This is a genomic window from Paenibacillus sp. ALE2 (genome assembly GCF_054113385.1).
The window spans coordinates 4,271,405-4,292,883 of sequence record NZ_CM134213.1; the positions used below are offsets into that span (position 1 = coordinate 4,271,405).

The following is a 21,479-nucleotide window of genomic DNA, read 5'->3' on the forward strand; positions in this document are numbered from 1 at the left end:
GACGATGGTTCACGGAGGGCTTTTCTTTTTTTGTCACCATATCTCCATATTTTCGTAACAAAAAACGGATTCTTAATGACAAAATTGTAATGAGTGTAGTATGATGTTCAAGGTTCCCAACATTTTCATGCAGATAAGGTTACAAAATTGTGATATTATGCAGTAAGCCAAAACTTACCGAGGCAGCACTTATGATAATAAATACTCAGGTGCTGGACTCAAACTATGGGAAGTGCGGGGGACGTAACAACGGCCATTGTTCCAATACATCATAAAAAGTATGGAATATGACCTAGGGGTGAATTGCGCAAGCATAGGGCTTCTCCTGAGCCCGAATCCGACAGCTAACCTCGCAGGCACAACAGAGGAGGTACATATCTTTGAAACACTTAAAACATATTGGAAAAACCATGAAATTTGCGGTGCTTGCCGCAGCGATTGCAGGATTGGCACAGACAGCTGGAGTAGCAAATGCTGCTTCGCTTCATACTGCCAAAGAAGGCGATACTTTCTTTTTGCTTGCTCAACGTTATGGGGTATCGGTAGATGACTTGACGAAGGCTAACCCGGATATTGCGTCCAACAACATATATGCAGGTCTACAAATTAAAGTGCCAGACGAAAAAAGTGTGAAGGCGGCTTCGGATTCGAAACCACAGCTACTTACGGAGAAAGCACCAGCGAATGAGAGGCCAACAATTGAAGCATGGGGCAAAACATTCAATTACAGTAAAGTTGTTGATGTTAAAGCAACAGCATATTCAGCCGCAGCTGATGAAAATGGCAAATGGGGTGCAGTCGATTACTACGGTAATCCGCTTAAACTGGGTACAATTGCAGTAGACCCGAAAGTCATTCCTATGGGAACAAAGGTGCTAGTTACAGGCTATTCCCATCCCGGCTTGCCAGACCATTCTTTTGTAGCCGTTGCCCGTGATCAGGGCAGCGCTATTACCGGAAAGCGGATTGATATCTTTATCCCTGGCAACAAATCATTCGTGAACGACTTCGGCTTCCAAAATGTGAAACTGTACGTTATTGATAAATAGCATTGTGCATATATTTGATTTCATTAAACATAATATATATTATGTAAACTTAATATTATAGCACACAACATATAACTGGGACGACTTCTTATCAGTACGGTCGTTTATCGCTAAAAAAGGCTGTCTTACAAGCAGAAGCATTCTGCTCGTCAAGGCAGCCTTTTTACGTTGTTGGTATATACGAGGCTTAGACATACTGTTATTTTCGTTCCGATGTGTGAAGTAGCCGGGGGACTGTGACAAACTTGTAGCCCTTAGCTTTTAAAGAGTGGATTAGACCCGGCAAAGCTTGGACAGTACCTTGCAAGTTGGAACTTTGACCTCCACCTGCATGCATTAAAATAATGGAGCCAGGTCTGGTAGCCGGGATCACGTTACGCTGAATCTGTGTTTTGCTCAATCCCTTCCAGTCTAGAGAGTCCACATTCCAATTGACGATCATGTACCCATGACGACGCGCCCACTGAATTTGAGGCTCCGTGATTTCACCATAGGGTGGTCGTATCAATCTGGGCCGAAAACCTGCGCTGGCTTCTAAAATGCGTTCTGTTTTTGTAATCTGGTGGCGAAAGCGTTCTGGTGTGGCCTTCCTGAAATCCGGATGAGTATAGGAATGGTTTCCTATAGCATGACCCTCGCGGATGATGCGGCGTATGATCCCCGGATGCTTTTCCGCACGATGGCCGACGATAAAAAACGTAGCTTTGATACCGTTTGCGTGTAATACGTCCAAAACCTGCGGCGTATACCTTGAATCGGGCACATCATCAAAGGTTAAGGCAATTTGGCGGGTGTGCGGGCCGCACATTTTAAAAATGTCCGCATGCTTTTTTCGTAGCATCGCTAATGTTGGAGTAGCTCGATCTTTACTTTGATATACCGAAGTAGCGACAGTAGCTTCCTTGGGATGGGGCGTTCCGATGTTGGGAGGCGTGTCAGCGTGAACGGGAAAACTTGAAAATGCTAGTAACAGTGCTAAACATGGCAACACTCCCCTGTACCGCATTTGTATTCCCCCTTTCCGTGCAGTGGTACCTAGTGGTGCTCTCAGCTATTATGTACCTGTCCTATTAAAATTATGCTGGTGATTGAGTGAAGTCCTACACGACTGAAGAGAAGCACATCATGAAGCGGATATCCGTGAAGATGACGAAGTAAACGCGCATATTCTCCTAAACATGAATGAAAACTGGAGCATTTTCGTAAGTTTTAGCCTTACAAAGGATTCGGTATACCGTGACAGCTGGTGTATAATGGGGATGCTATTCATAATGCTACAGACTTGGAATTGAGGGAAGGATGGATAAAAGTGACCGACTTGTTTACTCCTTATCAATTAAAGGGGCTTTCTTTAAGAAATCGGATTGTCATGCCCCCAATGTGCCAATACAGCGTGGAGGCCAAGGACGGCAAACCGACGGATTGGCATTATGTCCATTATGTGAGTCGCGCGGTAGGAGGGACTGGACTCATAATTGTGGAAATGACAGCGGTTCATCCGAATGGGCGCATTACGGATCGTGATTTGGGCATTTGGAGTGATGAACATATTCCTGCATATCGTAAAATGGTAGAGGAAGTCCACAAGTATGGTGCCAAAATTGCCATTCAATTAGGCCATGCCGGACGCAAGGCTGAAGATGCTGAGCCACCTGTAGGCCCGTCTTCGATCCCCTTTAGTGAACGATTTAAAGAGCCGCACGCTTTGACGCGAGCAGAAGTCAAGGAACTGGTTCAAGCCTACAAAGAGGGGGCGCGCCGGGCGGTAGAAGCTGGTTTTGACACGGTAGAGATTCATGGCGCTCACGGCTATCTAATCCATCAATTTCATTCTCCTTTAACCAATACTCGAGAAGATGAGTATGGGCAGGATTTATCACTGTTTGGTGTTGAGGTGATACGTGCTGTTAAAGAGGTACTTCCTGCTGATATGCCTGTGCTAATGCGGATATCTGCCAAAGAATATGTCCAAGACGGATATGATGTTGAATACATAGCAGCCATAGGGGAACGATATCGTGATGCGGGTGTAGACATTTTCCATATTTCTTCTGGTGGTGAGGGTCCGATTGGTTCCAGCGGAGGTCCGTCTGCGCGTGCTGGTTATCAGGTGGATTTGGCTCATACCATCCGTGAGAAACTGAATGTGCCTGTCATTGCTGTCGGCTTATTGGATGATTATGAGGATGCCCGCCGAGTCGTTCAGCACAATGAAGCTGATCTGGTAGCCATAGGGCGTGCCATGCTGCGTGATCCCTATTGGGCGCTGCATGCATCACGGGCGCTAAAAGTACAGGCAAATATTCCAGAGCCTTATCTACGCGGTTTTTAGATATTTTTGAAACCTCTATGCAAAGCTTGCGTAAACATGTGTACAGAGCTTAAAATTTAAGCATTCAATTCTAGGAGGAACTTCACATGTCTATTTTCAAACGATTAAGAGATCTTACGATGTCTAACATTAACGCCATTATCGACAAGGCAGAAGATCCAGTTAAAATGACGGATCAATACATTCGTGATATGCAAGAGGATCTGGAAGACGCAGAGAAAGCGGTAGCCGCTCAAATTGCTATTGAAAAGAGATTTAAACAGCAATACGAAGAACAGGCAGCTTTGGTGAAAAAACGCGAAGAACAGGCTCATACGGCTGCAAAAGCACAAAATGTGGATCTTGCTCGTCGTGCGCTGGAAGAAAAGAAATCTGCCGAACAAAAAATGAACGAGTTCCAAGCTGGTTATGAACAAAACAAAGCTGCAGCTGACAACCTGCGTGGTAAGCTGGATGAAATGCGCAGACAGCTGACTGAAATGAAAAACAAGCGCGAGACACTGGTTGCCCGTTATAATGCAGCTAAAGCGCAAACTGAAATTAACAAAGCGATGAATGGTTTTAGCTCGGATACGGCAACTGCTGGATTAAAGCGTATGGAGGAAAAAATGCTGCAAGCAGAAGCACGTGCTGAAGCGAGCAACGAAATGGCTTCCAAGGAAAAATCGCTGGATGAAGAGTTCAAAGAGCTGGATAAGAAAAGTGCTGTGGACGACGAACTTGCTGCTTTGCTGAAACAATACGAAAACAAATAAGAACTTTTAAGCATTGCCGCTAGTGTGGTGGCTCAGTAAGCGAAGGAGAAACGTTATCTCCTTCGCTTTTCCCTGCCTGGGGGCGTAAATGAATATATGTAGTCAAGAAGATGTGGAGGATGGTAGCAAATGCATTTTTTAGAAACGATGAAAGCGATGCTGGTATGGACGGGCGCAGGTGCTATTTTGCTGTTCGTATTAATGTATGTCGATTCTTTATTTACAAAGTATAAGGATTTTGCCGAAGTAAAAGCTGGAAATATGGCTGTAACAGTCCGGATGATTATGAAGCTGATTGCACAAGGATACATTTTATCGGGTTCAATTGCTACAGCTAATAATTTGCTCGAAGCGCTTGTGTATTCTGTGATTGCCTTTATCATCTTGCTTGTTTTGGAAGTGATTGTGCGTCTGCTGTTGCGGTACTGGGCACAGTTTGATCTGGACAAAGGTACCCAAGAAGGTAAAATTGGTTTCGGTCTGTTTTCAGGAGCGCTGCACTTGGTGGGTGCCTTGATCATTACAGCATGCTTCTAGGCAAAGTAAGGAGGAAATATGACCATGAGTGTATGGAAACGAATTTCAAATCTATTTGCCAAGCCTGAACCGCCGAAAGCGGAAAAAAGCATGCTTCACTTAAATCCTGGTGATATTTGTGAAGTGTCGCTTGTCACCTATGAAGTGGTAGGTCGTGTACATAATCGTGCCCGGAATGCCGTTGTTTTGACGCTTCAGGATGGTAATCAAGTGAGTTATCTTCATATTGAGGAACGGGAAACACTGCAATTCGGACTATATCAGGCTATCGATGGCAGACTAGACAACCCGGAGGAAGTACCGACCATTTTAGAACTGGATGATACAACGTATCATTTGGAAGAACAGTATTTTGGGCATGTTACCGTTATGGGCCGTGCTCCTTTCCGGCAGGGTGGAGAGCAACATGTTTGGCAGTACCAGTCTGATGATTACCATCTATTGCGGGTAGAATGGCAGGACGGTCGCTTTATGCTTTATGAAGGAGAAGAAGTGATTACCGGAGACGTCAAGGTTATTCGGGCTAGCTAGGAGAGGGTTACACATGGGCAAACGCACCTGGCAATATGCATTAACGGTCATTGTGGCGCTTAGCTTGTTCGTATCCGTGCTAAGCGGGTGCGGGGCGCCAAATGTGAAAGATACGTATCCGCTGGAATCCGTTAGTGGTAGCGGAAACTCGACCTCGTACGTATATCGGGCGGCAGGCAAAACGGTTCCCGAAGTAGCAGAGGAATTGAAAGAACAGCGTACACCGGAACAAATATCGCCTCAGAGCAATGAGCGGATGTTTCTGGTATATAGCGATGAATGGTACCATTTGCAGCAAGATCCAGCTAAGAAGGAAGATACACTCATTGAAATCGACAGTAAAAAGTATGTCGAGCAAAATTACAGTTCCAGCTTTCTAAAAGGATACTTAACTGCAACTGTGCTGGATGCTCTGTTCGATTCGTTGCGGGGGTCTGGCTCCTATCGAGGTTATTCGAGCAGAGATGTATACCGACCTTCACAAGGGCAATATCGTGCTCCAACAGCACAGGAGAAAAAAGCGATTCCGCCGATAACGGTGGAACGAAAAGGTTCAGTTACCCGTAGAGGGAAAAATTCGGATTCCAGCGTTGGATCAAGCGGAAGTCTATTCGATCGAGGCTCCAGCAGTTCACCGAGCAGAGGCTCGATTTCACGTGACCGAGGCAGCAGCGGTGGTTCCAGCATATTTGATTCACCGCGCAAATCTTATAGTAAGCCTAAAACACGCAGCGGCTCAGGTAAAATTAGCCGGCGAAGTCGACGATGATGGGTAATATTTTATTTTCTTCTAAAGTTGTTTGCGGAACTGTGGAACTGTCTTGCACAGTTCCTTTTTTTGTTGTTTAACATTTACTAAGGTAAATTGAATGGATGCTCCCTCACTTCGATTTTATCGCCGTCTACTTTGACCTGCGATCAGGGCTTATGTGCTCAATGCCATCTTCTTCAATGATATTGCTTTTTTTGATATGGAAATGACGAGCTATCTTTTCTATAGCACCCATCCGTGGTTCAGAAAGTCCGCTCTCCCAAGCTGAAATTGCTTTATTGGTAACCCCAGCGATCTCAGCAAGCTCTTGTTGAGTCAAATGATATTTTATACGTAATTTTTTGAAATTGTCACTTAAAGCCACAATAATCCCTCCACCCCAAATTAAGTAGATTATAACCTTGATATCGAAAAAAAACCAACATAATACATTGGCAAAAGCAACGTCGCTCACTTGGGGTGACTTTTTTTATTACCACGAATGGATGTCGAGTTTGAAAAAGAAAACCAGGGGGAGAAAGTTTTATCTCATATTCATACAAAAAATTCCAGTTTACTAGATTATTTCATTGCCACATCTATTAGTAAAATATACAATTACATCAGGCGAAATAGGAGGATGATGTAACTGTGTTATCTGCTTTCTTATATATTATACTTGGTTTTTTCGATGCTTTAGCGGCAGTTACTTTGGTCTTGAAGCTTTATATGCTTCCCGTGTGGGAAAATCGAAGAAAAATAATTTTCTATGCAATGGGCATAGCCTTGTTTTCCTTTCTCATGAGAGAAGTTATAGGCATGCCTAAATTTGATTTTCCGCTTCAGTATTTGTTAATGGTTCTCTTTTTAAGATTTGGTTTAGGGATCAAAACATATCTTGCGGCTTTTTCTGCTGGTTCCGGTCTTACAGCTTACATTAATCTACAGCTATTTGTATATATCTTTGCAAACTTTTTCGGAGTAGCACAACCAGGTGTTATAAGTGATACAGCTGGCTCTTCCATTTACGTTATACAGCTAGCTTCTATTTTTACTGCGTACTTTATTTCTTTTGTCATGGGGAAATACAACTTTGGTTTCTCATTTATCATTCAGCCCCCACATGATTTTTTGAAAGGTGAAAATTACCTATCACCCCTTAATAAAATGTTCATTATAGGCTCCTTAATATCATTTGTCACGATTCTTGTTACTTTGTATATGCTCTATGACTCCAATACGATAGGACTACTTTCCATCTCATTGCTGACTTTTGGAATTTCGTACTTCTTATCAGAGAAAGGAGATTACGAGGATGCTAGAAACGCTATCGAGGCACATCGCATCAGAAATAAAGAAAGCTGATCCTGATGGACCTACAAGTGTAGAAGTGATGGAGTATGCGATTGGTGTGAAAATTACCGAAATTTCGGCAGTACTAATGGTCGCAGTTATGGCCTGGATAACAGGACATTTTTGGGGGGCATTACTAGCCCTAGCTACGATCATGTTTGTAAGGAGATTTTCAGGAGGGGTGCACTTCAGCAACCTTACCCTTTGTGTCTGTTTTACAACGGCCATATGTGTAACTATACCTTTCGTCTCTTTAAGTTTATCAACGATTTTGATAATTAACGCTTGTTCATTATTAATGTTTGTAGTATATGCTCCCAATCATTTTATCTATATTAACAAGACCAAACATCACAAATATTATAAAACGATATGTATTTTGGTTTGCATATTAAATTTTTTTATACAATCTCACATAATATGTTTATCTTTAATTATACAAGCATTCAGTATTCTTCCTTTATGGAAAGGAGGTGAGCGAAAATGGATAAGAAATTGGCGAGAGCTTTAAGTATAAGCCTTGGTAATTACGCTAACGAGTCTACCAAAAAAGAAAAAACAATTTTTGGCGCTAAACCTGTACCAGCTGAGCTGAAGAAAACAGAAAAGAACTGAATTTAATGGAAGAGGGAAAGCGAATCCTAGCTACTCCATTGCTTGATGACAATTCACTTGGAGATTGCTCTTTTTTTTGTGAGAATCACCTAGTTGCGATTGAATTGTGGAAGCCTAAAAGCAATTATCACATCCCGCTTTTTCATACTTCTCATGGAAGATTTACAGTTCCCACCACCCTCCATGAATGTTCCGTAGGCTTACCCACTTTCTGCAATTTGGACGGATCTAATTTGGTTAACATCACACAAGTGGACAAGATCGTTACGGGAGATTATGGAGGGGGGCAGGTTGTTTTTAAAAATCAAGACATTAAAGAAAGTATAAATTCAGCAAATTTATCTCGATGGAAACAAATATATGAGAATGCAATGAATGCCGATAGAGAAATTCGTTATATTTTCGGATCGGAAATTAAGGTAGTGGGTAAAGCGGCAGTGAGCGGTTTTTTTAAAGTAGGGAATATGCTTAGTGTGGATATGTGGGAACCTAAAAAAAATTATTATGTCCCGCGTTTTCACTCTGGAGATCGCTCTTATTCAATCGGGCTAACCGCTCAAGCTTGCAGGGAAGCTTTTCCGTATCTATATCCTGCTTATAAAGACACCCTGATAAACCTAGAATTGGTTTGTGAGATTGAGTCTAACGCATTTGGAGGTTTGGTACGATTCGAAGGATCAGACTTCACTTGCTCGATGTCTCATAATAAACTTAAAGCACTTAAAAAATTGTGGAAATGACCCATGAAAATTCAGGGGTCATTTTTGTTACCAGATTTAAATGAATAAGTCAATAATCAGTTAGACTAGGATAAGCCGGACGGGTTCGATTTAATTCGACATATTTCCCGTTTTTAATCATTTTCTATGTGATAAAATTTGATTATGAAAAAAATAACAATCTTTTAAATTAAGGTAAAAACAATCTACATATAAGAAAAGGAGGGTGAAAGCGGGATATATAATGTAAATGCCGGCATGTACAAACGGCCCGAAGGAAATGCCTGTTTGTCAGGCAAGTTCCCACTCATATAAGTCCTCAGCTTTACACTCCAATATCCTAGAAATGAGGACTGCCGCCTCGAATGACATTTTGTCACGTCCCGCGATCCAGTTGGATATTTGTTGCCGCGAATATCCAGTTCGTCGGGCGAGCCATGATTGAGTGCGTCCATGAGATTTGAGCTCCTCTTTCAAAAGGCATTTCCCCCGAGTAAGTTTTTGCACCTTACTTGCTCCTAACAGGGGAAAAGTGTTTCGTTCAGAGTATACAGGTAAATTACTTTTTTATCAATTATATTGTGGAGTTGATTGGATGGTTGCAGATAAAAATGAAAATGTAACTTGCACTAGCTTTTATACAATAAAGATGGCACGACTCGCTTCAGGTTATAGTGAGTTAATAGCTTGCAATATACTTGGTATGTCAATGAATGAATTAAAACATATAGAGGAAGATTCATCCGATTTAACAATAGCTCGAGCGCAGCAAATGTCCTCGTTGTATGAGGTTTCAATAGATTCAATCTATTTCGGTAAAAATAATATAACCTAATATACGTAGAAAACTGACGTAATGACATGCAAAACCAAAAACCGAAATCTACCAATAACAGCCGCGATATGATATTCAGGCTGTTTTTTGGCGGATAGAGACTTGCAGTATCCAATAAACACCGTTCGGATTTGCCAGATAACGGTTTTAGCGTTATAACAGAAAGAGGGCATTTTAGAAGAACGGAGTGAGAACATGAATCAGACGCCATTAAACACAGAAAAATTCCAACGTAAAGCAGTTAAGGTGGAAGAAGCACAAAGCAGGATAGCTAGCTATGCTCAACAGGGTGAAAGGGAGGACGTAGGGCTCGAGCAAGCACATGGTCGCTATCTGGCGATGGATTTGACTGCGCCACATCCGTATCCCCGCTTTCGTCGTTCTGGTATGGACGGCTATGCGATCCTTGCCTCGGACACTGAAGTCTGTTCGACCGGTCAGGAAATCTGGCTACACGTGATTGATGAAATTCCTTGTGGCACCGTATCGGACAAGCGGGTGGAGACGGGAATGGCAGTCCGCATCATGACAGGAGCACAACTACCTGAAGGAGCGGACACGGTGGTGATGCTGGAGGCGACACAGCTGCGTGAGGAAAATGGACAGACATATGTTGGCTTGAAGAAGCGTATGGAAGTTGGCAAAAATGTGACACAAATTGGTCATGAGATTAAGGAAGGTCAGCTTTTGCTCAGTAAGGGAACTTGCGTGGGAGCGGGGCATGTCTCGGTACTAGCTACTTTTGGTGTACATCGGGTGCCAGTTTACAGGAAGCCACGGGTGGCTGTCTTTTCCACTGGATCAGAATTGCTCGCAGTGGATGAGCCGTTACAACCGGGGAAAATTCGAAACAGTAATACATATATGCTGGCTTCTCAAATTAGAGAGGCAGGAGGAGAGCCGTTCATTCTGCAAGCCATTCATGATGATTTGAACCTTGCTCGTGCTTCTGTCCGAGAAGCGATAGCTGCCTATGATATTGTGGTTACGAGTGGTGGAGTGTCGGTGGGTGATTTTGATATTATGGGTGATCTCGTACGACAGGAAGATGTGAATATGCTGTTCAACAAGGTTACGATGCGTCCAGGTAGTGTAACCACAGCCGCAGTGATAGACGGTAAGCTGTTATTTGCGCTCTCTGGCAATCCCGGTGCATGCTTTGTAGGCTGTGAGCTGTTTGTACGACCAACTATTCAAATGATGTTATCTTCGGCACATCCGTATTTGCAAACCTGGACGGCGAAGCTAGGAGCAGATTATACGAAGGTAAACAACTATACCCGCTTTGTACGCAGTTCTCTGGAGATACGTAGTGGGCAAGTATATGCGATTCCTGCGCGAGTAGATGAATCCAGTGCTATGGTTACGATTAAGGACAGCGATTGTCTGATCGTAGTTCCTCCCACAACAGAAGGCTTGCACGAAGGTGAAGAGGTGCACGTACTGGTGCTTCAAGGCGGACAGGTGACGTGAAAACGAAATATCCATTTGTATGTCAAATCGTCGGATTCAAAAATACAGGAAAAACAACCTTCCTCGGAGGTTTGATTCGTTATGCGCAGCAGTCAGGACTGCGTGTAGCTGTGATCAAGCATGATGGTCATGAATTTGAGATGGATCATGAGGGGACAGATACGTATAAGCACCGACAGGCGGGTGCCGAAGGCGTAGCGATTGTTTCGGCAGGAAGAACTGCCATTTTAGAGGAACATAGTCGGCCTGTGATCGGACTCATCCGGCATTTTCAGGCCTATGACTGTGTGTTGCTGGAAGGTTTCAAGCAGGAAAAATATCCGAAGCTGATCATGGTGCGGGAACAATCGGATGCGCAGCTTGTTCAGGAACTGACAAATGTACAGGGAGTAGTAGTTTGGGAGTACCACATGGATTGGGCTCAGGACTACTACTCAGATGAACAAACGGTGCAAATATTTCCTGCCGATGCCAGTGAACCGGCAGGCTGCTGGCTACTCGAACAGATTCAGAGGCACAAAATGGGATTCCAGACAGAGCAGGGATGAGAGGGCTACTAATTAGCGGAGTCAGTCTGAGTCTCTATCCGTCGTTCGATCGCCTGAGACATCGTTTTGTCAGTCAGGTGGGCATAGACTTCCGTTGTTTCTGTCGAAGCGTGACCCAGCTGTTCCTTGGTTTTGTAAATATCATTTTGTAAATAATAGTCTGTAGCAAAGGAATGACGGAGCTTGTGAACGGTCAAATAGGGCTTGCCGAACCGCTTGGCGTATTTGATGATCATTGCTTGAATCGCTCTTTTAGTCATCCGTTTGCCCTCAGCACTGCCGTTGGGTCGCGCGACAAAAAGAGCTTTTTCTTTTTTTGGAGCGCGATAACGGGTATGTCTTAAGGATAAATAAAGTGCGAGATCATCTTTGGATTGCTCGCGGAAATATACTGGCGTTTTAAAAGTTTCATCGTTATTTCCTTTACGGTACACATACAGCAATTTATTGTTTATATCGAGATCGTCCATGTTCAAGTTGACGATTTCGGATACACGCAGTCCCGAGTTCAGAATAAGACTTGCGATACAGGCATCTCGCTCCTTGTTCAATTCATAGGAGTATAGGGCTTGCTTGTTATCAGCCAAATCTTGTCCATAGCCTTCATAAATATAGCCGATAAATTCAAGCAGTTCTTCCTCTTCCAGTATTTTTCCTTTGAGCTTGGCGGCCGTATCCTTGGGTTTATGTACGCGCTTAATTTCGACTTTGGCCATAATATTGCGCTTGAGCAACGGATAAAAGTTTTCATCCTCAGCGATTTGGCTCAAATAATGAAAGAGTGAACGCAAGGACGATAGCTTACGTGAAATGGTGATACGGGAATTGGAGCCTTCGCGTTTGGTAGACAGGAACAAACGAAAACCTGTAATGCTATCCATATGAAGTGTCTCTAATTCTTCCAGTGTCACTTGGGCATTCGTTTCTCCGGCAGACAAGCCTTCCGAGCGAAGCCATGAAAAAAAAGCTTCGTAATCCCGCACATATTCCAGCAAAGTAGAGGGGGATAGGTCGGGAAGCTTGTAATCCATAAATTGCTGTACGTACCATGGCAAATCCGGCAACTTTTCATCCAGTTTGCGCCGGTCGATGATCTTTTGTATGTTCATAGGGTTCACCTCGTCCGGTCATAATACATGTATTTTAGCATATTTTGAACAGCACTGGATGGGAGTAATCAAAGTAAAGAACAAGCTGACCGCCAAGAGAGGTGAAAGTATGGGATATAATATCAAATCAGAATTGAAGCTGTCCATAAAGAGTGTACCAGAGTCGCAGAAGGACATTATTGTCCAGCTCATGCAATTTTACTTATACGATTTTACAGCCTATCTGCGAATTGATGTCACTGAGAAGGGGACATTCCCGGCTTATCCAGACTTGTATCAATACTGGACGAGCGGCGAACAAAAGCTGCCTTTTTTGATCTGGAGACAGGATATTCCTGTGGGCTTTGCACTCGTTGACCGAATGTCTAGCAATCGAGAAGCTGACTATTACATGGCTGAGTTCTTTGTACTTCGTCCTTATCGACACAATGGTGTGGGCACTTGGGCGGCTCATGAGCTGTTTGGACGTTTTAATGGGCGATGGAAGGTGACTCAGATGAGCACGAATAGACCAGCCCAATCCTTTTGGCGCAAGGTCATTGGAAGCTATACGAATGGTGAGTATAGGGAGCAAACACATCCAGTACGAGGGAATATAAGTCAGTTTTTCAATACATGAAAAATTCATAATAGAAAACCACCAGAAAAAAGCCGAGGAGAATATTTTGTCGGCTTTTTTGTTGTCATTTCAAGCCTTCTGTTCATGGATCGTTCCAATTAGAACTTGCATTGACATTGGTAAAAACGCAGGTATACAGTTATTTGGTAATTCATATATAACTTATTGGAATCATTTATGGTAAGATAAGGATAGAAGTATATAAATTCAATAGGAAAAGAGGGTAATATGCTGGAGAAATGGGTTCAGGAACTAAAAGATGGTGAACAAGAACTGATTGCGTGGAGAAGATATTTGCATCAGCATCCAGAGCTTTCTTTTGAGGAAACGAATACATCTGCATTTATCGCAGACCAATTACGCTCTTTTGGTATTGAAGTAAGAACGAATGTCGGTGGAAACGGTGTGCTCGGTTTTTTAGAAGGCGGGCAGCCAGGTAGAACGATTGCATTTCGTGCTGATTTTGATGCACTTCCTATTCAGGATGAAAAGGATGCGCCTTATAAATCGACCGTTCCCGGTGTTATGCATGCTTGTGGACATGATGGTCATACAGCTGCGTTGCTAGGAGTGGCACGAGTGTTAAGCCATCACCGTGAGACACTGAAGGGAAAGCTTGTGTTTATTTTTCAACATGCCGAAGAAAAACCGCCTGGCGGAGCCAAATTCATGATTGAGGATGGTTGTCTGGATGGGGTGGAAGCAGTATATGGTATTCACCTTTCCTCGGAAATTCCACTGGGCAAAATCGGCTTAAAGAGTGGGCCGGCAATGGCTGCTGCCGATGCCTTTTCAATTGAAATCAACGGCAAGGGCGGACATGGCGCCAGACCGCATCAGACAGTGGATTCCATTGTTATTGGAAGTCAAATTGTGAACGGACTACAACAGGTCGTGAGTCGCAGAGTGGACCCTACGGAATCAGCAGTGTTAACGATTGGGGTATTTCAAGCAGGAACTGCCTTTAATGTAATTGCAGATAAAGCCAAAATTGAAGGGACCGTACGTACGTTTAATAAGGATATACGCAAGGAAGTCGAAAACGAAATTCGTAGTATCGTAAAAGGTCTAACGGATGCTTATCATGCGAGATACGAAATTGATTATTTGAATGGTTATCCTGCTCTGGTGAATGCCGAGGCCGAAACAGAACGGGTACGTGAGCTAGTCAGTAGGCTGTATGGAGCAGATGCTTTTATGGACTTAAAACCGGCCATGGGAGCAGAGGATTTTGCCTATTATCTAGAACAACGACCTGGAGCTTTTATTATTGTGGGCGCTCGTAATGAGGATGAACGAACCCATTTTGCTCACCACCATCCTCGCTTTGATTTTGATGAGCGTGCGTTACTCATCTCAGGACATATTTTTTTAGCGCTGGCGCTTGAATATTTGCAGTAATTTCAACCTATTAATGAATAGCCATAGCATTACGGAAGCCCGAACCGCGCATAGCGCGGTTTTTTGCTGTAAATCAAAGTATTTTGGTACCTCGTTCGAATGAAATTTAAAGAAAATAATTCATTATATGAAAAATTCATATTAGTAATTTATAAGAGGTATCAACTGTAAGTGGAAGCCAACTCTTTTATTACAAGTTATCAAGCAGAAGATCCTATTACATTATCTTGATTTTTCACACAAGGAAATGAGAAAAAGATGACGAATCTTTTGAGCAGACACCGATGTAAGCGCTAACAAAAAAGAGGTTGCAAATCTATTGGATTACTGGAGGTGAGCTTGAGAGAACGCTTGTTTGATTGATGAATGGAATAATAACGATAGGAACGAATCCGCAATTGACTGCTTACTTTTAGCTCGAAATGACTTGCATTTTTAAATGATTACGGAGAAGGAGGTTGAATTCATTGACTAAGGCAAAAAGCAGGTTGAGAATTGTATGTTTGGCGCTTATAGTAGCGGGTGCTTCCTGGACAGGCATGATAGCACCCACCCATGCTGCTCCAAGTGACGATTATACTTGGAAAAGTGTCGTTACAGGCGGTGGAGGTGGTTTTGTACCTGGTATTATTTTTAATGAAACGGAAAAAGATCTGATCTATGCCCGTACAGATATTGGAGGAGCTTACCGCTGGAATCCTGCGAGTGAAAGCTGGATTCCGCTGACGGATTCTGTGGGCTGGGAGGATTGGAACAAAAATGGTGTCGATGCACTAGCCACCGACCCTGTGGATCCGAATCGTGTATATATAGCTACAGGCACGTATACTAATTCCTGGGATAAACAAAACGGGCAAATTATGCGCTCTACCGACAAGGGGAATACGTGGCAAACTACAAAGCTTCCCTTTAAGGTAGGAGGCAATATGCCGGGACGCTCAATGGGTGAACGTCTGGCAATTGATCCGAATAAAAACAATATATTATTCTTCGGAGCTCGAAGTGGTAATGGATTGTGGAAAAGCTCCGATTACGGGGCGACCTGGAGCAAGGTGAGTAGTTTTCCGAATCCGGGGACGTATGTACAGGACCCTTCCAATGAATACACCAGTGATATTGTCGGTTTAGCCTGGATCACTTTTGACAAAAAAACGGGCTCTTCCAGTAAAGCAACACAGACCATCTATGTGGGTGTCGCAGATAAAAAGCAAAGTGTCTATCGCAGTACTGATGGCGGGACAACCTGGTCTGCTATAGCGGGCCAGCCTACAGGCTATTTGCCACATCACGGCGTTTTATCGCCAGATGGCGACCTGTATATTTCTTACAGCGATGGAGCTGGACCGTATGATGGAACAAAGGGTGAGCTGTGGAAACTGAATACAGCCAGTGGACAGTGGACTAACATTAGCCCCGTTGCCAGCAGCAGCGCAGACAATCATTTTGGATATGGTGGACTGACAGTGGACGCCCAGAAGCCAGGTACACTTATGGTTGCAACGTTGAATGCCTGGTGGCCGGATGAAACGATTTACCGCAGTACTGATCGTGGGGCAACTTGGAGCCCTATTTGGGAATTTGATGGTTATCCAGCTCGTAAGCTGAAGTACAATTTGGATATATCCGGTGCGCCTTGGCTGACTTTCAATGCCAATCCTGCACCGCCGGAAGTATCGCCCAAGCTGGGCTGGATGATTGGAGATCTGGAAATAGATCCATTTAATTCAGATCATATGCTGTACGGCACAGGAGCTACGATATACGGCTCTAAAAATCTGACCAATTGGGACAAGGGAGGTAAGCTGGACATCTCGGTAGCCGCTAAAGGGGTAGAGGAAACGGCGATTTTGGATTTGGTGAGCCCTCCAACTGGAGCTCCTCTGGTGAGTGCAGTGGGTGATGTCTCCGGATTCAGACATGATGACCTGTTCAAGGCTCCTGCTAAAATGCTGGATAATCCAACCTTTACAAGCAGCGAAAGCATTGATTATGCCGAGTTAAGCCCTTCTTTTATGGCTCGGGTAGGTAAAGCGGACTATAAAAAAGATCCAAACGCCAAATCTATCGGATTATCCAATGATGGCGGAGCGAACTGGTACAAAGCTAATAGCGAGCCTTCCGGTACAGCAGGAGGAGGCAGCATCGCTGTAGCGGCAAATGGTAATGGATTGCTGTGGAGTACATCGGACAAAGGTGTATTTTATTCCAAAACCGGAGGAAACTCATGGACAGCAAGCACGGGAGTTCCAGCTAATGCAAAGATCGCCTCTGACCGAGTAAATCCTAACAAATACTACGCGTTTGCTGCTGGGAAAATATATGTAAGTGTTGATGGAGGCGCATCCTTCACACCATCCACAGTTACTGGTTTGCCAAGTGTAGGGAATGCAGATATTGGTGCTGTACGAGGAGCGGAAGGAGATGTGTGGTTTGCTGGAGGCTCCGAGGACGGAGGGCCATACGGCTTATGGCATTCCAAGGATTCAGGTATTACATTCACCAAGCTTGATCATGTGCAGGAGGCGGATTTTGTAGGCTTTGGCAAAGCAGCACCCAATCGTACGAATGCAGCAGTGTTTATCGTTGGTAAGATTGACGGAACTCGTGGATTTTATCGTTCGGACGATGCTGGCGCAAACTGGGTGCGCATTAATGATGACAAGCATCAATATGCTCGAGTGACCACCATTATTGGGGACCCTCGGGTTTACGGACGTGCTTATCTGGGAACGAATGGCCGAGGCATTCTGGTGGCAGATCGTGTGGGTGGTGACCAGCCATCTACCGGGCAAGCAAGTATTACGCCGACGGCTGCAACCTATGAAGTGGCTAACAGTAATACCGATATTACTGTCAAGCTTACTCTTAACGGTAATACACTAGAAGCGATCAAGCAGGGGAGTGTGGCACTGAACAAAGGTGAAGATTATATGGTTAGTGAAGAAACAGTTATTCTTACCAACAAGTATTTATCTAAACTTCCTAAAGGAGAGACAACGCTCAACTTCCATTTTAGTACAGGCAATGATGCGTTGTTCACGATTACGGTGAAAGGGGATACGCCAAGTGAGCCGGGAACAGGCGAGGGTGCTCTGAAGGTGCAATCCTTCAATGGGAATGTATCTGCAACAAGTAATACGATCAGTTCCAAGTTTAAAATAACCAATACAGGAAGCTCACCCGTTTCCCTAGCAGATGTGACATTGCGTTATTATTACACCGTTAACGGCGAGAAATCACAAAACTTCTTTACGGATTGGTCAAGCATCGGTACAGAGAATGTCATTGCTAACTTCAAAAAATTAACTAATACGAAGCCAGGTGCAGATTCTTATGCAGAAATTGGTTTTAAGTCGGCAGCAGGTTCTTTAGAGCCTGGTCAGAGTGTTGAGCTACAAACCCGGATATCCAAAGCGGATTGGAGCAATTATACACAAACTGATGATTATTCCTTTAATCCCACAGCAAACAGCTTACAAGATTCCACTAAAATAACCGCTTACCTGTCTGGGATCAAGCAATGGGGAATTGAGCCTTAAATCTTCATAAAAATAATCTTAAGTCAGCCACTCTAATGAGCGAGCTGGCTTTATTTTTGGAGGAATCAGAGGTTTAAATTCAAACACATAACTATTTCACTATATGAAAAATTCATAATAGAAAAAATTCCTTCTCGCATACCATCATCGTCAAACAAACATACCACTTGAAACGAAAAAGAGAGATCGACAAGAATGTATGTTCTTATTTTGATTAAAAAGAAACGCTCCTGTCCTCAGACAAAAAGCGTTACAAATAAAGTTTTATATTTATCATACACCTCAAGTAAGATGACGGGATATTGAAATTAATAAGGTCATCGTAATGACATTCACAATCGTAGAAAGTAATACTGTCTGTGCCGCAAAGTCAGGTTCATTTTTATATTCTTCCGCCAAAATACTCGTGTTAACACCAGTAGGCATACCTGATGCAATGAGCAATGCTTGAGCGGGAATCCCCTTAAGACCTAGGAAAAACACGAGCATAAAGCCAACTATTGGACCTGCAATCAGGCGTAATACCATACTGATATACACGGCTGTCCGGCGCAAATGAAAAGGATACTGCACAATTTGTGCTCCCAAAGTAAGCAGAGCCACTGCGACCATCGAATGGCTAATATAATTTAGAGGCTCAGCCAGCAAATTAGGCAATGGACTGTGCAGTAGATTCAGGAGCAGGCCCAGCACAAGCGCGTAGGGGACAGGCATTTTTAAAAAATTAATTAAAATTTTTCGTGTATTGGCCTTACCGTTCTGTACAACAAAAGTACCATATGTAAATGTAACAAAGCTTTGAAAAGTCATAATCAGAGCTTGGACAGAAATAGCCAGCGGATCACCTTTAAACACCAACTGATTAATTGGTAGACCATAATTCCCTGAATTATCTAGCATGACACTGTTTGTAAAAGCTCCACGCATTCCGGGGCTGTATTTCAGAGATCTGGCAACGGTAGTACTGATTACGTACAGAATAGCTATGTACAGGGCATAAAAAAGTGAAACCTCACCCATGAGAATTAAAGAAATTTCAGAGTTATAAAGACCGGTGAACACAACTGCAGGGGTGATATAATAAAAATTAATTTTAGCTAGGGTATACAAATCCAATCGAAAATAATATTGCATGATACAGCCAAAACCGATAAGGACAAAAATAGGTAAAACAACGTCTAAAAGAATGGTGCCGAACATGTCTGTCTCCTCTTCTTTTTATTATACGAATGTAAACGTTAACCCTTAAAATACACGTGCATTTCCCATTATACTGTGGAAATAGGTTCACGCATAATAAAATTTATTATATTGGATTAGCCATCAGTCCCTGCAAATGCAACACTAGTAAAAAAGGGCTTCATATTTAGCTTATAGTAGCCGTTAATATATGTAGGTTATTAAACCTGGTCTTTTACTATAAGGAGGAATTGCATCATGAGAAACACATGGACAGCATTATTAGCGTGTATACTGGTCTTGGGACTGGCAGCGGGAACTGCCGAAGCTAAGCAGGGGCACCGAAATGATCAGGAGAAGAAACAGGAAGCAAATACGTCTGATAAAGACCGGAATGAAAAGAGCAGCAAAAAAGATAAACACAATGAAATCAAAAAGAATACCCCTGTTGCAGTAACGGATGATACATACGGGGAGTCCAAAGACCAAAAAGGTCGCAAGGGACACAACGGATATAACGGTCTGCTACAAGCAGTAGAAAATACAAAAGATAAGCCGGCAGGAGCGGTTATTGCGAATCTGCTGCTTACAAAATACCCGGATCGTTTGACCTCGGAGCAGGTAGCTGAACTTGAATTGATCCGAAATTCTGACAAAGCACTAACTAAGGCTGCTGAGCTACTGGATAAAAACGGAAATGTAACAGATGCCGTTTACATGCAGGAGGAGGCAGTTTTGGCTGATGTGTCCAATCTGGATAGCTACAAAAAGCTGGATGTACTCTTGAGCAAGGCTGGACGGTCATCAGGTATGAAGCTGTTCGTGAATGGTGAAAAATACGATGCCAAGCCGATTAACCGCAATGGCACCACACTTGTCCCGTTTAGAACAGCTTCCGAAGCTCTGAATGCCAAGGTTTCCTGGGATCCGAAAGAAAAGGCTGTTACTGTCAGTCGCAATGGTGTGTCCGTCAAATTATTCGTGAATAGCGCCAAAGCATATATTAACGGCCAGCCGTATTCTATCGAGCAACCAGCATCCATAGTGGATGGAACTACAATGGTACCTGTAAGGGTAATCGGAGAGGCTTTGGGAGCAAATGTTAAATGGGAGCCTGAGAGCCAGTCCGTTGTTGTATATGAGCAGTCAACAATATCTGAAGCATTATAGTGCTATAAACTAAGAAAATAGTGTATAACAGAAAGGGCGCCTGACTAAATGTCAGGTCCTTTTTTGTGTTGCCTTGCTACTTTGTACCTAGCTATTCGCATTATGTGCTGGTCATGTGTACAATTAAATAGAGAAATCTCAGAAAAGGGAGTGTCATAGATGGATTTAGGATTAACGGGAAAAGCAGCCTTTGTTGCAGGCTCCAGTAAAGGACTTGGCAAAGCAAGTGCACGCGAATTGGCACGTGAGGGTGCGAATGTTGTTATTTCTGGACGAAATGAAGCAGAGCTTCAGCGGACTCAGGCCGAATTACAGGAAACAGCGAGTGGTCGCGTTGAATATGTAGTTTGTGATGTAACCAAACCTGAACATATCTCCCAGGCCATCCGCCGTACAGTTGATTGGTTTGGCACCGTCGATATTTTGGTTAACAATGCGGGCGGCCCTCCTGCGGGCACCTTTGATGATTTTACAGATGAAGTATGGATGCAGGCCTTTGAGCAAAATTTACTTAGTCATATCCGGTTGATCCGTGAGGCGTTACCCTATATGAAAAAACAACAAAGTGGTAGAATTTTGAATATCGCCTCATCATCAGTGAAGCAGCCGATTCCGGGCCTAATTATTTCCAATACACTACGTACTGGAGTTGCCGGATTGGCGAAAACATTGTCCATGGAATTAGCCCCATATAATATTCTGGTACATACTGTAGCACCAGGGAGAATTGCAACCGATCGCGTACGTAGCTTGGACGAGCATCGAGCCGAAAAATCCCACCAAACGACGGATCAAGTTCGCAAACAAGCAGAAGAGGGCATTCCGTTGGGACGGTACGGTGAGCCTGAAGAGTTCGGTAAAGTCGTTGCTTTTCTGGCGTCATCGGCTTCATCCTATTTGACCGGCAGCACCATTCTTGTGGACGGCGGAATGATTAAATCACTATAAAAAAATAAAGAAGCGT

General features: G+C 43.5%; 23 protein-coding genes and 1 riboswitch. Of the genes, 18 read left to right on the top strand and 5 right to left on the bottom strand.

The window, feature by feature from the left end; translation table 11 throughout:
* Positions 1–200 precede the first annotated feature (200 nt).
* Positions 201–374, top strand: a riboswitch (cyclic di-AMP (ydaO/yuaA leader).
* Positions 375–380: 6 nt separating this feature from the next.
* Positions 381–1,049 (top strand): 3D domain-containing protein, encoded by a 669-nt coding sequence (locus ACXHJ1_RS18735; RefSeq protein WP_019687404.1) that lies wholly within the window; start codon positions 381–383, stop codon positions 1,047–1,049.
* Positions 1,050–1,248: 199 nt separating this feature from the next.
* On the opposite strand, the gene ACXHJ1_RS18740 is transcribed toward ACXHJ1_RS18735, so the two are convergent.
* Positions 1,249–2,055: a polysaccharide deacetylase family protein gene (locus ACXHJ1_RS18740; RefSeq protein ID WP_016820724.1), complete on the bottom strand. Its 807-nt coding sequence runs from the start codon at positions 2,053–2,055 to the stop codon at positions 1,249–1,251.
* A 303-nt stretch (positions 2,056–2,358) separates the two neighbouring features.
* Between ACXHJ1_RS18740 and ACXHJ1_RS18745 the strand changes: the two genes are divergently transcribed.
* The 5 genes from ACXHJ1_RS18745 to ACXHJ1_RS18765 all read left to right on the top strand — a co-directional run bounded on the left by ACXHJ1_RS18745 (position 2,359) and on the right by ACXHJ1_RS18765 (position 5,973).
* On the top strand, positions 2,359–3,381 hold the full coding sequence (locus ACXHJ1_RS18745; protein ID WP_107733529.1) for an NADH:flavin oxidoreductase/NADH oxidase: 1,023 nt from the start codon (positions 2,359–2,361) through the stop codon (positions 3,379–3,381).
* Positions 3,382–3,467: 86 nt separating this feature from the next.
* Complete coding sequence (locus tag ACXHJ1_RS18750) at positions 3,468–4,136, top strand: PspA/IM30 family protein (RefSeq protein WP_013371430.1); 669 nt, start codon at positions 3,468–3,470, stop codon at positions 4,134–4,136.
* A gap of 129 nt (positions 4,137–4,265) precedes the next feature.
* A complete protein-coding gene (locus ACXHJ1_RS18755; RefSeq protein WP_013371429.1) occupies positions 4,266–4,673 on the top strand; it encodes a DUF350 domain-containing protein in 408 nt (135 codons plus the stop codon).
* A gap of 24 nt (positions 4,674–4,697) precedes the next feature.
* Positions 4,698–5,204, top strand: coding sequence for a DUF4178 domain-containing protein (locus tag ACXHJ1_RS18760; RefSeq protein WP_017427734.1), 507 nt, complete (start codon positions 4,698–4,700; stop codon positions 5,202–5,204).
* Between the two features lie 13 nt (positions 5,205–5,217).
* Positions 5,218–5,973, top strand: coding sequence for a DUF4247 domain-containing protein (locus tag ACXHJ1_RS18765; RefSeq protein WP_107733530.1), 756 nt, complete (start codon positions 5,218–5,220; stop codon positions 5,971–5,973).
* Positions 5,974–6,106: 133 nt separating this feature from the next.
* Here the strand turns inward: ACXHJ1_RS18765 and ACXHJ1_RS18770 are convergent, their stop codons facing one another.
* A complete protein-coding gene (locus ACXHJ1_RS18770) occupies positions 6,107–6,340 on the bottom strand; it encodes a helix-turn-helix transcriptional regulator (RefSeq protein WP_044786060.1) in 234 nt (77 codons plus the stop codon).
* 266 nt (positions 6,341–6,606) lie between these two features.
* Here ACXHJ1_RS18770 and ACXHJ1_RS18775 point away from each other — a divergent pair, with 266 nt between their 5' ends.
* From ACXHJ1_RS18775 to ACXHJ1_RS18790, 4 genes are read left to right on the top strand one after another with little or no spacing between them, the layout of a single operon-like run.
* Positions 6,607–7,320, top strand: a complete 714-nt coding sequence (locus ACXHJ1_RS18775) for a hypothetical protein (protein WP_457905028.1) — start codon at positions 6,607–6,609, stop codon at positions 7,318–7,320.
* 28 nt (positions 7,321–7,348) lie between these two features.
* Positions 7,349–7,819, top strand: a complete 471-nt coding sequence (locus ACXHJ1_RS18780; protein WP_354005499.1) for an accessory gene regulator ArgB-like protein — start codon at positions 7,349–7,351, stop codon at positions 7,817–7,819.
* Positions 7,792–7,923: a hypothetical protein gene (locus tag ACXHJ1_RS18785; RefSeq protein ID WP_016820731.1), complete on the top strand. Its 132-nt coding sequence runs from the start codon at positions 7,792–7,794 to the stop codon at positions 7,921–7,923. The genes ACXHJ1_RS18780 and ACXHJ1_RS18785 overlap by 28 nt, the downstream gene beginning before the upstream one ends.
* Positions 7,924–7,928: 5 nt before the next feature.
* The gene (locus tag ACXHJ1_RS18790) at positions 7,929–8,663 is read left to right on the top strand and encodes a hypothetical protein (protein ID WP_016820732.1); all 735 of its coding nucleotides are present in this window, start codon (positions 7,929–7,931) and stop codon (positions 8,661–8,663) included.
* Positions 8,664–8,933: 270 nt separating this feature from the next.
* Here ACXHJ1_RS18790 and ACXHJ1_RS18795 read toward each other — a convergent pair whose 3' ends face one another.
* Complete coding sequence (locus tag ACXHJ1_RS18795) at positions 8,934–9,149, bottom strand: helix-turn-helix transcriptional regulator (protein ID WP_016820733.1); 216 nt, start codon at positions 9,147–9,149, stop codon at positions 8,934–8,936.
* An 88-nt stretch (positions 9,150–9,237) separates the two neighbouring features.
* Here ACXHJ1_RS18795 and ACXHJ1_RS18800 point away from each other — a divergent pair, with 88 nt between their 5' ends.
* From ACXHJ1_RS18800 to mobB, 3 genes are all read left to right on the top strand, one after another.
* Positions 9,238–9,477, top strand: a complete 240-nt coding sequence (locus tag ACXHJ1_RS18800) for a helix-turn-helix domain-containing protein (protein WP_016820734.1) — start codon at positions 9,238–9,240, stop codon at positions 9,475–9,477.
* A 195-nt stretch (positions 9,478–9,672) separates the two neighbouring features.
* Positions 9,673–10,950 carry a molybdopterin molybdotransferase MoeA gene (locus tag ACXHJ1_RS18805; protein WP_113050726.1) on the top strand — a complete coding sequence of 426 codons (1,278 nt, stop codon included), beginning with the start codon at positions 9,673–9,675 and terminating at the stop codon, positions 10,948–10,950.
* Positions 10,947–11,498 (top strand): molybdopterin-guanine dinucleotide biosynthesis protein B, encoded by a 552-nt coding sequence (gene mobB / locus ACXHJ1_RS18810; protein ID WP_016820736.1) that lies wholly within the window; start codon positions 10,947–10,949, stop codon positions 11,496–11,498. The genes ACXHJ1_RS18805 and mobB overlap by 4 nt, the downstream gene beginning before the upstream one ends.
* Before the next feature lie 8 nt (positions 11,499–11,506).
* Here the strand turns inward: mobB and xerS are convergent, their stop codons facing one another.
* Entirely contained in the window at positions 11,507–12,607 is a 1,101-nt protein-coding gene (xerS, locus tag ACXHJ1_RS18815; protein WP_017427738.1) for a tyrosine recombinase XerS, read from the bottom strand.
* 109 nt (positions 12,608–12,716) lie between these two features.
* Here xerS and ACXHJ1_RS18820 point away from each other — a divergent pair, with 109 nt between their 5' ends.
* The 3 genes from ACXHJ1_RS18820 to ACXHJ1_RS18830 all read left to right on the top strand — a co-directional run bounded on the left by ACXHJ1_RS18820 (position 12,717) and on the right by ACXHJ1_RS18830 (position 18,166).
* Positions 12,717–13,226, top strand: a complete 510-nt coding sequence (locus ACXHJ1_RS18820; protein WP_017427739.1) for a GNAT family N-acetyltransferase — start codon at positions 12,717–12,719, stop codon at positions 13,224–13,226.
* Positions 13,227–13,454: 228 nt separating this feature from the next.
* Complete coding sequence (locus ACXHJ1_RS18825) at positions 13,455–14,627, top strand: M20 metallopeptidase family protein (RefSeq protein ID WP_044786059.1); 1,173 nt, start codon at positions 13,455–13,457, stop codon at positions 14,625–14,627.
* Between the two features lie 467 nt (positions 14,628–15,094).
* Positions 15,095–18,166: a X2-like carbohydrate binding domain-containing protein gene (locus ACXHJ1_RS18830; RefSeq protein ID WP_107733532.1), complete on the top strand. Its 3,072-nt coding sequence runs from the start codon at positions 15,095–15,097 to the stop codon at positions 18,164–18,166.
* 282 nt (positions 18,167–18,448) lie between these two features.
* Here the strand turns inward: ACXHJ1_RS18830 and ACXHJ1_RS18835 are convergent, their stop codons facing one another.
* Positions 18,449–19,366, bottom strand: coding sequence for an AEC family transporter (locus ACXHJ1_RS18835; RefSeq protein WP_013371415.1), 918 nt, complete (start codon positions 19,364–19,366; stop codon positions 18,449–18,451).
* Between the two features lie 237 nt (positions 19,367–19,603).
* On the opposite strand from ACXHJ1_RS18835, the gene ACXHJ1_RS18840 reads away from it, so the two are divergent.
* Together ACXHJ1_RS18840 and ACXHJ1_RS18845 are read left to right on the top strand one after the other, a co-directional pair.
* Entirely contained in the window at positions 19,604–20,515 is a 912-nt protein-coding gene (locus tag ACXHJ1_RS18840; protein ID WP_107733533.1) for a copper amine oxidase N-terminal domain-containing protein, read from the top strand.
* A gap of 159 nt (positions 20,516–20,674) precedes the next feature.
* Positions 20,675–21,463, top strand: coding sequence for an SDR family oxidoreductase (locus ACXHJ1_RS18845; protein WP_016820742.1), 789 nt, complete (start codon positions 20,675–20,677; stop codon positions 21,461–21,463).
* Positions 21,464–21,479 lie beyond the last annotated feature (16 nt).